This window comes from Agromyces sp. NPDC056523 (assembly GCF_042794545.1).
Lineage (GTDB): Bacteria > Actinomycetota > Actinomycetes > Actinomycetales > Microbacteriaceae > Agromyces.
Window position 1 is genome coordinate 66,267 of sequence record NZ_JBHTTM010000006.1, and the last position, 12,660, is coordinate 78,926.

Consider the following 12,660-nt stretch of genomic DNA (forward strand, 5'->3'; position numbering starts at 1 on the left):
GCACCCGAGGAAGGTCCAATCCGTGCGTCGCGCCCCCGACGCGGTCGATCCGGCGACGACCGCGCCTGCCCGAGTCCCCCCGATTCCCCGCACCGGACACCTCACCGCGCCGCCGCGTCCCGTCGTCCGCGCGGCACTGGCGGGAGCCGGCGTCGCCGCGATGGCCTCGCTGCTCTGGACCGTGTCGACGCCCACCGACGTCTACGCGATCGACGTCTTCGGCGCCCTCCGTCAGCCGGGCGAGGCCGCCGCGATCATCGGCCACCGCGGCGACCGTTCGATGGCTCCCGAGAACACCATGCCGGCACTCGAGCTCGCGATGGACGACCTCGCATACGTCGAGACCGACGTGCGCCTCACGCGCGACGGGGTGCCCGTCCTCTTCCACGACACCGACCTCGAGCGCATCGCCGGTCGTCACGGACGCATCGAGGACCTCGACCACGCCGACGTGGCCCGGCTCGACGTCGGCGGCTGGTACGCCGACGAGTGGTCGGGGGAGCGCGTGCCCACGCTCGACGCCTTCCTCGCCGCGCTCGCCGAACGCGAGGGCGCTCGCGCGCTCGTCGAGCTCAAGGCCGCCTGGAGGCCCGACGAGGTGCGCCGCGTCGTCGACCTCGTCGAGGTCCACGGCCTTCGCGGCCGCGTCGTGCTGCAGAGCTTCAGCATCGAGACGATGCAGTCCATCCAGCGCGTCGCGCCGACCGTGCCGCGCATCATGCTCATCCGCGAGCTGCCCGCCGACCCGGTGCCGATGGCCGAGCACTTCGGCGTCATCGGGTTCGGCACCACCGCGGCATCCGTCACGGCCGCGCCCGAGGCGGTCGACCTCGCACACGCGGCCGGCATCGCCGTGCTCTGCTACACGCTGAACACGCAGGACACGTGGGCGCAGGTCAGTGCGCTCGGCGTCGACGGCATCATCACCGACCAGCCGAGCGACCTCGACGCGTGGATCGCGACGACGGCGCCCGGAACCTGAGCCGCGACGGGCTCAGTCCATCACGACGACGTCGATGTCGAGCCGGTCCGCGGCATCGGCGAAGGTGGCATGCATGCCTGCCGAGAAGAGTACGAACCGCACGAGCGCGGGCGCGGCGGTCGCCGCGGCCGCCGTGCCGAGCGCGACCTCGGCCGCATCGTCGGCGGGCCAGCCGTAGATTCCGGCCGACACCGCCGGCAGCGCGATCGAGTTCGCGCCAAGCGACGCCGCCACGCCGAGCGAGTTGCGGTAGGCGTCCTGGAGGAGCGCGCGGCGCCCGGCGAGCTGAGGACCTTCGCCCGGCCACACCGGCCCGACGGTGTGGACGACCCAGCGCGCGGCGAGCCGGCCGGCCCCGGTCGCGACCGCCTGGCCCGTGGGCAGGCCGTCGGGCAGTGTCGTGGCGCGCAGCGCGCGGCACTCCGCGAGGATCTCGGGCCCGCCGGCACGATGGATCGCGCCGTCGACGCCGCCGCCGCCGAGGAGCGACGAGTTCGCCGCGTTCACGATCGCGTCGACCCGCTCGCGCGTGAGGTCGCCGCGGACCAGCTCGATCCGTACGCGGAACGGCTGCCGCGCCATCCGTCAGCCCCGGTTGTTCGAGAGCTCGAAGATGCGCACCAGCTCGGCCACGGCCTCGTCGCGCTGGTCGCCGCCCTGCTCGTACATGTGCGACACGTGCGTGCGCAGGTGGTTCTCGACGAGGAGCTTGTTGAGCGAGGCGAGCGACTTCTGGACGGCGAGCGACAGCGTGATGATGTCGACGCAGTAGTCCTCGTTCTCGATCATCTTCTCGATACCGCGGAGCTGGCCCTCGATGATCTTCGTCCGGTGCAATGCGCGCTTCTTGATGTCGTCGATCACCCTGTCAGGATACGCCGCGCCGCGATACCCCTGGGCCCTATGGTCGGATGACGCGGGGCCGCGCCGTTCGCTAGCGTGAGCGCATGCCCGCACTGCGCCGCGTCGCGCGCCTCTCCGCCGTCGTCGCCGTCGTCGGGGCGAGCGCCGCCTCGCTCGCCCTCGCGCTGCTCGCCGCCCCCGCCGTCGCGGCGGAACCCGCCGCCGCGCTCCCGCCCGTGCAGGCCGTTCCCGCCGATGTCGACGACTTCACGTTCGCGCGGTTCGACGCCGTCTACGAGCTCGGCCTCGACGCCGACCGGCGTTCCGAGCTCCGCACGACCGAGACGCTCGTCGCGGTGTTCCCCGAGTTCGACCAGAACCGTGGGATCCGACGCGCCATCCCGCGCGACTACGACGGGCATCCCACCGACCTCCGCATCGAGTCCGTGACGGATGGATCGGGCACGCCCCGCTCGTACGAGACCGAGCGCAGCGAGGACGGCGAGTTCGAGCTCGTCACGATCGCCGCCGACGACTTCGTGCACGGCGAGCAGACGTACGTGATCACGTATCACCAGCGCAACGTGACGTTCGAGCCCGATGATGCGCCGCAGCAGGAGTTCTACTGGGACGTCAACGGCACCGGCTGGGCGCAGCCCTTCGGCGTCGTTCGGGCAGAGGTGCGACTCCAGGACGAGCTCGTCGACGCGCTCTCGGGAGACAGCGCCTGCTATCGCGGGTATGAGGGCTCGTCGACGCCGTGCGAGGTGCTCGAGGTGGACCCCGCCGCCGATCCCGCCGTGGTCGCCCAGGCGAGCTCGCTCGGACCGTACGAGAACCTGACCGTGGCGATCGGCTTCCGCCCGGGCACCTTCGAACCGCGCGACGAGCGGTTCACCTCATCGCCGGCCGCGATGACCTCGGCGGTCACGGCCCTCCTCGCGGTCGCCATCGCAATCGCGGCGGTCGTGATGCGCGCCGCGCGGTGGCGCAACCATCCCGGCCGCGGGATCATCGTCGCGGAGTACGAGCCGCCCGAGGGCCTCTCCCTCATGGAGGCCGCCGACCTCGTGCGCGCTCCGGGCAAGGGCATCACCGCGACGATCCTGGCCGAGGCCGTCGCCGGCCGCCTGCGCGTCGTCGAGACCGGCCGCAAGAAGTACGCCGTCGAGCTCGCCGGAGGGCGCGACGAGGGCGACCGGGACGCCCGGCAGGTGCTCCGCGCGCTGTTCGGGTCGTACGCCCCGGTCGGCACGCGACGCGACCTCAAGTCGCGCGACACCGCGCTCGGCACCACGCTGATGAACCTCCGTCGCAAGGTGCACTCCCGCGTCGCGAAGGAGGGGCTGCGCCGCCGCCCCGACCTCGGATGGCGCGTGCTGCTCGCGCTGGGGGCGATCGTGTCCGCCGTGCTCGCGGTCTGGTCCGGCATCGTCGCGCTCGACGACCGGATGGGCGGCGCGTGGCCGTGGCTGCCGATCGTCGTGGCGGTGCTCGCGGCGCTCGCGACCTTCTGGATCGTGGCCGGCGTGCGCCCGCTCACCGAGCGCGGGCGGGCGCTGCGCGACCACCTGGACGGGCTGCGCGAGTTCATCCGCCTCGCCGAGGCGGACCGCATCCGGATGCTGCAGAGCCCGAGCGGTGCCGAGCGCGTTCCCGTCGCCGACGCGGGAGCGGCGTCCGTTTCGCCGAGCATCGACCGCGAGCAGGTCCTCCGGGTCACCGAGCTGCTGCTGCCGTATGCGGTGCTGTTCGGGCAGGAGCGCGAGTGGAGCGACGAGCTCGCCGCGCTCTACGCCGAGCGCGGACGTGAGCCCGACTGGTATTCGGGTCGCAGCGGCTTCAACGCCGTCGCGTTCTCGGCGGGGGTCAGCTCGTTCACGAGCGCGTCGAGTACGAGCTGGTCGGGATCGTCGTCGAGTTCGTCCTCGAGCGGGTCGGGCGGCGGCGGGTCCTCGGGAGGCGGCGGTGGCGGCGGCGGGGGTGGCGGCGTCTGACGGACGGCCTCGCGGCCTCAGCCCTCCTCGGCGGCGGCCCCACGCTCCTCGGTCAGCGGCACGCGACGCTCGGCGTCGATGCCCTGCACCTCGTCCTCGTCGGGCTCCTCGCCCACGGGCCGCGCATCGTCGTCGGCCGATTCGGGCTCGGGCGGCAGCTCGCCGTCCTGAGCGACCTGGAACTCGTGATCGTCGGCGATCTCGCCGCCGATGCCCGTCGACTCGTCCATGGCATCGAGCGTAGCGCGTCGGCTCCGGACCCGCCCGGGCGCGTCCATTCGCGCCCGAGGCACTACGGCGCGTAGAATGTCCGAGGCGCCCGACGAATCCGTTCTTCGGACCGACGGCTGGGGAACTCCGCTCCGCCATGCTCGGCTCCGGGATTCGGCGCACCGCGACGACGGCCTCGACGTCCGATCCCGTCCGGCGGTGCCGGTCACCGCGCGCCGGTGACCAGGGAGCCATCCGCATCGGGCCCAGACAGGGGAGGACCATTGGCCCAGACGAGGCAGCGACAGCGCACGCGCTCGCGTGACGACGACGCGCCCATCATCCCGATCCTCGCGCGCAAGGTGCGCGAGGTCGAGCAGAAGGCACAGAAGAACAAGCTGGGCCCCACGAACCGCACGAAGTTCCAGGTCATCGCGCTGCTCATGCGCGAGGAGCGCGCCCGAGTGAAGGGCGACGGCGAACTCGCCGATCCCGCCCGGGCCGAGCTGCTGAAGCGCCTCGACGGCATCGCGCAGATCCTCGCCAAGACCGCCGCGCGCGACACCAGCCTGATCACGCTCCTCGAACCGGATGCCTCGATCTCCACGGTCGCGCAGCGGTTCCGCCGCGACTGGCTGCTCGAGTCCGGTGCCGACCTCAGCGAGGACGAGCTCATCATCGTCCGCGAGCCCGAGGCGAGGCCCGAGCTGGCCGAGAACCAGGTGATCCCGCCGTCGGTGAAGTCGCGGCAGCTCGCCAATCCGTTCCTCGCCCCCGACTTCGACCGGAATGCGAAGCCGGTGGTCCCCGTTCGGCGGCTCGCGAACTGGGAGCTGCTCGGCCCGCTCTTCAAGTCGTTCGAGACCGGTTCCGGCGGCCAGGCCGCCTCGATGGAGCTGCCCGAGGCGCCGAAGGTCGACCGGCTCGCCCCTCGCGGCCTCGAGCTGATGCAGCACCAGGCCCGCTTCATCGAGGCCGCGCGCGAGGGTCACCGCAGGTTCCTGCTCGCCGACGAGCCCGGTCTCGGCAAGACGGCCCAGTCGGTGCTCGCGGCATCCGTCGCCGACGCGTACCCGCTGCTCGCGGTCGTGCCGAACGTCGTGAAGATGAACTGGGCGCGCGAGGTCGAGCGTTGGACGCCGCACCGCCGCGCGACCGTCATCCACGGCGACGGCGACAGCGTCGACGCGTTCGCCGACGTCATCGTCGTCAACTACGACGTGCTCGACCGGCACATGGCGTGGCTGTCGACGCTGGGCTTCCGCGGCATGGTCGTCGACGAGGCGCACTTCATCAAGAACCTCCAGTCGCAGCGTTCGCGGAACGTGCTCGCGCTCGCCGAGCGGATCCGCCGGAACACGCCCGGCGGCGACCCGCTGCTGCTCGCGCTCACGGGCACGCCGCTCATCAACGACGTCGACGACTTCCGGGCGATCTGGCAGTTCCTGGGCTGGATCGTGGGCGATCGGCCGTCGCCCGAACTGCTCGGGAGGCTCGAGGAGACGGGCCTCACGCCCGCCGAGCCGGGCTTCTACGCCGAGGCCCGCCGCACCGTCATCGACCTCGGCATCGTGCGCCGCCGCAAGAAGGACGTCGCCGCCGACCTGCCCGACAAGCGCATCGCCGACCTGCCCGTCGAGCTCGACGACGAGCTCGGGCGTTCCATCCGCGCCGCGGAGCGCGAGCTCGGCCACCGCCTCGCGAACCGCTTCCGCGCGCTCGTCGAGGCGCGCCGGCTCCGGGTGGGAGACCTCGACGAGCTCGAACGCGACCAGTTCATCCGCGCCGTCGCGATGTCCGAGCTCGAGGAGTCGAAGTCGGCCAAGTCGGGAGAGAACGTCTTCACGATGGTGCGCCGGATCGGCCAGGCCAAGGCCGGGCTCGCCGCCGACTACGCGGCGCAGCTGGCCCGCTCGGCCGGCAAGGTCGTCTTCTTCGCCAAGCACATCGACGTCATGGACCAGGCCGAGGCGTCCTTCGCCGCCCGCGAGCTGCGCTCGGTCTCGATCCGGGGCGACCAGAACGCCATCGCACGACAGCAGGCGATCGACGCCTTCAACACCGACCCCGAGGTCGCGGTCGCGGTGTGCTCGCTGACCGCGGCGGGCGTGGGCGTCAACCTGCAGTCCGCGTCGAACGTCGTGCTCGCCGAGCTGAGCTGGACCGCTGCCGAGCAGACCCAGGCGATCGACCGCGTCCACCGCATCGGACAGGACGAGCCCGTGACCGCCTGGCGCATCATCGCCGCGCACACCGTGGACGCCCGCATCGCCGAGCTCATCGACCAGAAGCAGGGGCTCGCGCTCCGGGCGCTGGACGGCAGCGACGTCGAGCCGGGCTCCGCCGACTCCGTGCAGCTCGACGCGCTGCAGCACCTGCTCCGGCAGGCGCTGGACGGTGCGTTGTAGGTCGGGGTTGGGACGGCGGCGTCGGGCCCCGCTAGACTCCGGACGTTCGCGCCTCGATGAAGCGGCCACCCCGCGAACGTCCACCTCACGAGGAGTCACCCAGTGGTCATGAAGATCGGCATTCTCACGAGCGGCGGCGACTGCCCCGGCCTCAACGCGGTCATCCGCGGCGCGGTCCTCAAGGGCGTCATCACGCACGAGGCGGAGTTCGTGGGCTTCCGGTGGGGCTGGAAGGGCGTCGTCGAGGGCGACATCATGCCCGTCACACGCCACGACGTGCGCGGCCTGTCCAAGCAGGGCGGCACGATCCTCGGCTCGAGCCGGACCAACCCGTTCGAGGGCGAGAACGGCGGCCCCGACAACATCCGACGGATGCTCGAGGCCGAGGGCATCGACGCGATCATCGCGATCGGCGGCGAGGGCACCCTGACCGCCGCCCGCCGGCTCGTCGACGAGGGCGGGCTACCCGTCATCGGCGTGCCGAAGACCATCGACAACGACCTCGCGGCGACCGATTACTCCTTCGGCTTCGACACCGCCGTCGAGATCGCCACCGAGGCGATCGACCGGCTCCGGACCACCGCCGAGTCGCACAACCGCTGCATGGTGCTCGAGGTGATGGGCCGCAACGTGGGCTGGATCGCGCTGCACTCGGGCATGGCCGGTGGCGCCCACGCGATCCTCATCCCCGAGCAGCCGATGGGCATCGACGAGATCTGCCATTACGTCGAGTCGGTCCGCGAGCGCGGGCGTGCCCCGCTCATCGTCGTCGCCGAGGGCTTCAAGCTCGACACGATGGAGGAGGCGCACTCGCACCTCGGGCTTGACGCGTTCGACCGTCCGCGCCTCGGGGGCATCGCCGAGAAGCTCGCGCCCATCATCGAGGAGCGCACGGGCATCGAGTCCCGCCACACCGTGCTCGGGCACATCCAGCGCGGTGGCGCGCCGTCGGCGTACGACCGCGTGCTCGCCACGCGCCTTGGCATGGCGGCCGTCGACGCGGCCGTCGATCGCGCGTGGGGCAGCATGGTGACGCTGCGCGGCACCGACATCGCCCGCGTCACCATCGCCGAGGCGACCGGCGGCCTCAACCTGGTGCCGCAGTCGCGCTACGACGAGGCCCGCATCCTCTTCGGCTGACCGATGGGCGAGCCGGTGTCGGGGCCGCGGACGGCGCTGCCGCAGGTGTGTGTCTGCTACCTGCTGCGCGAGTCCGACGGGCGCACCGAGGTGCTGCTCGGGCGCAAGAAGCACGGACTCGGCCGCGGCTACTTCGTGGGCCTCGGGGGCAAGCTCGAGGATGGGGAGTCCGCGACGGACGCCGCGGTCCGGGAGGTGCACGAGGAGTCGGGCGTCACCGTGCTCGCGGCCGACCTCGAGCCGCGCGGACTGCTGACGTACCACTTCCCGCATCGCGAGGCGTGGAGCCAGGAGTCGAGCGTGTTCGTCGCCCGGACGTTCACGGGCGACCCCGCGCCATCCGACGAGCTCGACCCCGAATGGTTCGCGCTCGACGCGGTCCCCCTCGACGAGATGTGGGACGACGCCAAGCGGTGGCTTCCCGGCGTGCTCGCCGGGGGTCGCGTCCGCCGGACCTTCGTGTTCGGGGCTGACCTGTCAACGGTGGTGCAGGAGCGCAATCACGTCGCGTAGGATCGTGCGAGGTTCGGCGAGCGCCGGATTCGATACCCACCTTCCGTGAACACCAGGCGAACTCCTCGCCGATCGCACAGAAAGACGCCGGTGGATCTCACCCTCATCGTCGTGCTGGTCATCGCACTGGCGCTCTTCTTCGACTTCACGAACGGCTTCCACGACACCGCGAATGCGATGGCGACGCCGATCGCGACGGGTGCGCTGAAGCCGAAGGTCGCGGTCGCGCTTGCTGCGGTCCTGAATCTCATCGGCGCGTTCCTCTCCACCGAGGTGGCCAAGACCATCTCGGGCGGCCTCATCCGCGAGGGCGAGGGCGGTGTGCTCATCACGCCCGAGCTCATCTTCGCCGGCCTCATCGGCGCCATCACGTGGAACATGGTGACCTGGCTGCTCGGCCTGCCCTCCTCGTCGAGCCACGCGCTCTTCGGCGGACTCATCGGCGCCGCGATCGTCGGCTTCGGCGTCCAGGCCATCGACGGCAGCGTCGTGCTGTCGAAGATCATCCTGCCCGCGATCCTCGCGCCGCTCACCGCGGGCCTCATCGCGTTCACCGCCACCAAGCTCGCGTACGCGATCACGCGCCGCTACGACGGCAAGCCCGACGGGCGCGACGGCTTCCGGCACGCCCAGATCTACTCGAGCTCGCTCGTCGCGCTCGCGCACGGCACGAACGACGCGCAGAAGACCATGGGCGTCATCACGCTCACGCTCATCTCGGTCGGAGCCCAGCCCGTCGGCTCCGGCCCCGAGACGTGGGTCATCGTCACGTGCGCGATCGCCATCGCGCTCGGCACCTACATGGGCGGATGGCGCATCATCAAGACGCTCGGCACGGGCCTGACCGATGTCAAGCCCGCGCAGGGCTTCGCGGCCGAGACGTCCACCGCCGCCGTCATCCTGGCCTCGAGCCACCTCGGGTTCGCGCTGTCGACCACGCAGGTCGCGTCGGGCTCGGTGATCGGCTCCGGGCTCGGGCGGCGCGGGTCCAAGGTGCGCTGGCGCACGGCCGGCCGGATCGGCGTGGGCTGGCTGCTCACCCTGCCCGCGTCCGGCATCGTCGGGGCCCTGGCGGCGTTCATCGCGCTGACCGGGCCCGCCGGCGTGATCATCGACGCGATCGGGGCGGCCGTGATCATCGGCGGCATCTTCCTGTGGTCGCGTCGCGACGAGGTGTCGCACCACAACGTGCTCAGCGAGGTGGCCGACTCGGGCCGCGCGGTCAAGATCAAGCGCAACCCGAAGCCGAAGAAGAAGGTGGCCAAGTGATCGACTGGATCGCATTCGTCATCGTGCTGGTCGCCGCGCTGGTCGGCGCGAGCGTCGTCGTCAGCCTGTACTCGTTCGGCCTCCGGCTGCTGACGCTCTCCGGACGCACGCCCGTCGTGGCACCTGCCGAGTTCACCGATGCGATCACGGTGATCACGCCCGAAGAGGCGGCCAAGGCCGCGAGGCGCGCCGAGAAGGCCGCGCGCAAGAGCCCGCTGACCGACGGCCAGAAGCGCGCGGCGCACCTCGGCGCCTGGGTCTGCTTCGTCCTCGGCGGGTTCGCGGTCCTGTACGGAATCTTCCTCATCGTGCCCGCGTTGCACTCCCTCGTGGCCTGATCGGGCCGCGACCCACGGGCCGCTGCCGTCCCACCCGACATCCCGCTCGCCTGAGCGGACCCGCCGGGTGCGTGCGCACCCCCGACCCCCGTGGATGAGATGAACCCGAACGGACCCGACACCCCGACCGAGACCGAGACCGAGACGGAGACTCAGGCCGCCGCCGCGATCGAGGCCCCCGCCGCCCCACGATCGGCGGTCGACCGCTTCTTCGGCATCACGGCACGCGGATCGACCGTGGCCTCCGAGGTCCGCGGCGGCGTGGTGACCTTCGTCACCATGGCCTACATCGTGATCCTCAACCCGATCATCCTGTCCAGCGGCACGGATGTCGCGGGGCAGACGCTCGGGTTCCCGCAGGTCGCGGCCGTGACCGCGCTCACGGCGGGCGTGATGACCATCCTCTTCGGACTGGTCGCCCGCCTGCCCTTCGCGTTCGCGGCTGGGCTCGGCATCAACTCGTTCCTCGCGGTGTCGGTCGTCGGACAGGTGACCTGGCCCGAGGCGATGGGCCTCGTGCTCGTCAACGGCCTGATCATCGTGGTGCTGGCCGCGACCGGGCTGCGCCGGCTGATCTTCACCGCCGTGCCCATGCAGCTCAAGCTCGCGATCACCGTGGGCATCGGCCTCTTCATCGCGTTCATCGGATTCGTCGACGCGGGATTCGTGACCGCGACGGGCGCTGCGTCGCCGCCGGTCGGGCTGGGGGTCGACGGCTCCGTCGCGACCGTGCCGACGATCGTGTTCGTCCTCACGCTGCTCCTGACCGGCGTGCTCGTCGCCCGCAAGGTCAAGGGCGGCATCCTCATCGGCCTGCTCTCGGGCACGGTGCTCGCGCTGGTGCTCGAGGCCGTGCTCGACCTCGGGCCGAAGGTCGGCGCCGACGGCTCGGTGAACCCGCAGGGCTGGGGCCTGTCGGTGCCCGAGCTGCCCGCGCAGTGGGTCAGCCTTCCCGACCTCTCGCTCGTCGGCCAGGTGAGCCTCGGCAGCTTCGAGCGCATCGGCGTCCTCGCCGCGCTCATGCTGGTCTTCACGCTCGTGTTCACCAACTTCTTCGACGCGCTCGGCACCATGACCGGCCTGTCCAAGGAGGCCGGCCTGGCGGACGCGAAGGGCGAGTTCCCGCGCCTCCGGTCGGCGCTGGTGGTCGAGGGCGTCGGCGCGGTCGCGGGCGGGTTCACCTCAAGCTCGTCGAACACCGTCTTCATCGAGTCGGGTTCCGGCATCGGCGAGGGCGCGCGGACGGGCCTCGCGAACCTCGTGACGGGCGGCCTGTTCCTGCTCGCGATGTTCCTCACGCCGCTCACGTCGATCGTGCCGTCCGAGGTCGCCGCGGCCGCGCTCGTCATCGTCGGTGCGCTCATGATGGCGCAGATCCGCTCGATCGACCTGTCGGACTTCTCGGTGCTGCTGCCGGTGTTCCTGACCGTGACCGTGATGCCGCTGACCTACTCGATCGCCAACGGCATCGGCGCGGGCTTCATCGGCTGGGTCGTCGTGCGTTCGCTCGCCGGCAAGGCGCGCGAGATCAGCCCGCTGCTGTGGATCGTCGCCGCCGGGTTCCTGGTGTACTTCGCGCGCGGACCCGTCGAGGCGCTGCTCGCGGGCTGACTCGGCGCGCCGCGGCGTACCGGTGCTGCCGGCCGACGGACGCCACCGGCCCGCCGACGGTGGCGTCAGCCGCCCCGCCGATCGGGGGGTTCGCCCCATACCGGCTCCGGGTCGTGCGTCCGTAGCGTGGAGGCATCCGCATGAACAGGAGAACCAGACCATGACCACCGTCACCCCCGCACCGGCGCCCGTCTCCACCGGCACCGCCGCGACCGAGGTCGAGCAGCGCGGCTTCGCCGTCTCGAGCCTCGTGCTCGGACTCGTCTCGATCGTCGCCGGTTTCACCTTCGTGGTGCCCGTGGCCGGCCTCGTGCTCGGCATCCTCGCCCTCCGGCGCGAGCCGTCGGCGCGGACGATGGCGATCTGGGGCATCGTCCTCAACGGCGTGATGCTCGCCGGGATCGTGATCGCCGGTCTCGCCGCGGCCGTGTTCGGCCTCGCGATGCTGCCGTTCCTCCCGCTCGCGTTCGTCTGATCGTCGACGCACCGCGCCTCACGACGCCCCGGTCCTCGCGGCCGGGGCGTCGTCGCGTTCACCCGTAGAAGCCGCGCAGCAGCGCCTCGGTGCCCTCGAGGTGCTCGGCCATCGCGTGGGCGGCATCGTCGCCTGAGCCGCGCAGGATCGCACCCACAATGGCGCGGTGCTGCTCGTCGGAGTGCGCGATGTTCGGTGCGAGCAGGGGGATGCCGTCGAGGAACGCGTTCACGCGCATGCGCACGTCGGCCATGAGCGGGATCACGCTCGGAGCCCCGAGCAGTTCGGCGATGAGCAGGTGGAATCGCGAGTCCGCCACGCGGTACTGCTCGGCCGCCGCGTCGTGGCACTCGCGGTAGGCCTGCCAGAGGCGCTCGCGGTCGCCGGCCGTGAGGGGCCGTTCCGCGGCGCGGCGGGCCGAGCCCACCTCGATGACTGCGCGGAGCGCGAGCGTGTCCTCGAGCTCGGCCGCGAGCGCCGTCGGATCGCCCGGCGGGCCGGGGGAGCGCGGCGTAGTGCGCTCGGGGGGCGTGTCGGCGACGAAGGTGCCGCCGTACCGGCCGCGCCGCGACACCACCCACCCCGCTTCGGCGAGCGACGCGATCGCCTCGCGCAGCGTGTCTCGGCTGACCTCGAGCATGCCGGCGAGCTCGCGCTCGGGCGGCAGCCGGTCGCCCGGACCGATGAGCCCGAGCCGGATGGACTGCAGCAGGCGCTGCACGGTCTCCTCGAACGCGTTCGCGGGCCGGGCGGGCGTGAGCAGCAGGCCAGCGCTCAGCACCTCGGCCGGCTCGGGCGAGGCGGGCATGGGCGCGGGCGCTGCGGCCCCGGCATCCGCCGTGGCCCGGTCGTCGTCCGCGCCCGTCTTCATCCT

Annotated in this window: 13 protein-coding genes; 9 read left to right on the forward strand and 4 right to left on the reverse strand. The window is 71.9% G+C overall.

All coding sequences use genetic code 11. The features are described 5' to 3' along the window. The first annotated feature begins 22 nt into the window (after positions 1 to 22). Complete coding sequence (locus ACFQ58_RS16980; RefSeq protein WP_376952358.1) at positions 23 to 982, forward strand: glycerophosphodiester phosphodiesterase; 960 nt, start codon at positions 23 to 25, stop codon at positions 980 to 982. Between the two features lie 12 nt (positions 983 to 994). Here the strand turns inward: ACFQ58_RS16980 and ACFQ58_RS16985 are convergent, their stop codons facing one another. Together ACFQ58_RS16985 and ACFQ58_RS16990 are read right to left on the reverse strand one after the other, a co-directional pair. Next, entirely contained in the window at positions 995 to 1,564 is a 570-nt protein-coding gene (locus ACFQ58_RS16985) for an O-acetyl-ADP-ribose deacetylase (RefSeq protein ID WP_376952359.1), read from the reverse strand. Positions 1,565 to 1,567: 3 nt separating this feature from the next. Next, positions 1,568 to 1,846, reverse strand: a complete 279-nt coding sequence (locus ACFQ58_RS16990; RefSeq protein WP_376952360.1) for a metal-sensitive transcriptional regulator — start codon at positions 1,844 to 1,846, stop codon at positions 1,568 to 1,570. An 83-nt stretch (positions 1,847 to 1,929) separates the two neighbouring features. Here ACFQ58_RS16990 and ACFQ58_RS16995 point away from each other — a divergent pair, with 83 nt between their 5' ends. Further along, positions 1,930 to 3,822, forward strand: coding sequence for a DUF2207 domain-containing protein (locus ACFQ58_RS16995; RefSeq protein WP_376952361.1), 1,893 nt, complete (start codon positions 1,930 to 1,932; stop codon positions 3,820 to 3,822). Positions 3,823 to 3,839: 17 nt separating this feature from the next. Here ACFQ58_RS16995 and ACFQ58_RS17000 read toward each other — a convergent pair whose 3' ends face one another. Then, on the reverse strand, positions 3,840 to 4,052 hold the full coding sequence (locus ACFQ58_RS17000) for a hypothetical protein (RefSeq protein WP_376952362.1): 213 nt from the start codon (positions 4,050 to 4,052) through the stop codon (positions 3,840 to 3,842). A gap of 264 nt (positions 4,053 to 4,316) precedes the next feature. Between ACFQ58_RS17000 and ACFQ58_RS17005 the strand changes: the two genes are divergently transcribed. The 7 genes from ACFQ58_RS17005 (at position 4,317) to ACFQ58_RS17035 (ending at position 11,786) form a co-directional block, all read left to right on the forward strand. After that, positions 4,317 to 6,440, forward strand: coding sequence for a DEAD/DEAH box helicase (locus ACFQ58_RS17005; protein ID WP_376952363.1), 2,124 nt, complete (start codon positions 4,317 to 4,319; stop codon positions 6,438 to 6,440). Between the two features lie 108 nt (positions 6,441 to 6,548). Then, positions 6,549 to 7,580, forward strand: coding sequence for a 6-phosphofructokinase (locus ACFQ58_RS17010; protein ID WP_376952364.1), 1,032 nt, complete (start codon positions 6,549 to 6,551; stop codon positions 7,578 to 7,580). A 3-nt stretch (positions 7,581 to 7,583) separates the two neighbouring features. After that, positions 7,584 to 8,093 carry an 8-oxo-dGTP diphosphatase gene (locus ACFQ58_RS17015; RefSeq protein WP_376952365.1) on the forward strand — a complete coding sequence of 170 codons (510 nt, stop codon included), beginning with the start codon at positions 7,584 to 7,586 and terminating at the stop codon, positions 8,091 to 8,093. 90 nt (positions 8,094 to 8,183) lie between these two features. Beyond that, entirely contained in the window at positions 8,184 to 9,362 is a 1,179-nt protein-coding gene (locus ACFQ58_RS17020; RefSeq protein ID WP_376952366.1) for an anion permease, read from the forward strand. Further along, the gene (locus tag ACFQ58_RS17025) at positions 9,359 to 9,700 is read left to right on the forward strand and encodes a peptidase (RefSeq protein WP_376952367.1); all 342 of its coding nucleotides are present in this window, start codon (positions 9,359 to 9,361) and stop codon (positions 9,698 to 9,700) included. Before ACFQ58_RS17020 ends, ACFQ58_RS17025 begins: the two co-directional genes overlap by 4 nt. A gap of 99 nt (positions 9,701 to 9,799) precedes the next feature. Continuing rightward, a complete protein-coding gene (locus tag ACFQ58_RS17030) occupies positions 9,800 to 11,311 on the forward strand; it encodes an NCS2 family permease (protein ID WP_376952368.1) in 1,512 nt (503 codons plus the stop codon). A gap of 160 nt (positions 11,312 to 11,471) precedes the next feature. Then, positions 11,472 to 11,786, forward strand: coding sequence for a hypothetical protein (locus ACFQ58_RS17035; protein ID WP_376952369.1), 315 nt, complete (start codon positions 11,472 to 11,474; stop codon positions 11,784 to 11,786). Positions 11,787 to 11,844: 58 nt separating this feature from the next. Here ACFQ58_RS17035 and ACFQ58_RS17040 read toward each other — a convergent pair whose 3' ends face one another. After that, the gene (locus ACFQ58_RS17040) at positions 11,845 to 12,657 is read right to left on the reverse strand and encodes a FadR/GntR family transcriptional regulator (RefSeq protein ID WP_376952370.1); all 813 of its coding nucleotides are present in this window, start codon (positions 12,655 to 12,657) and stop codon (positions 11,845 to 11,847) included. Positions 12,658 to 12,660: the final 3 nt, after the last annotated feature.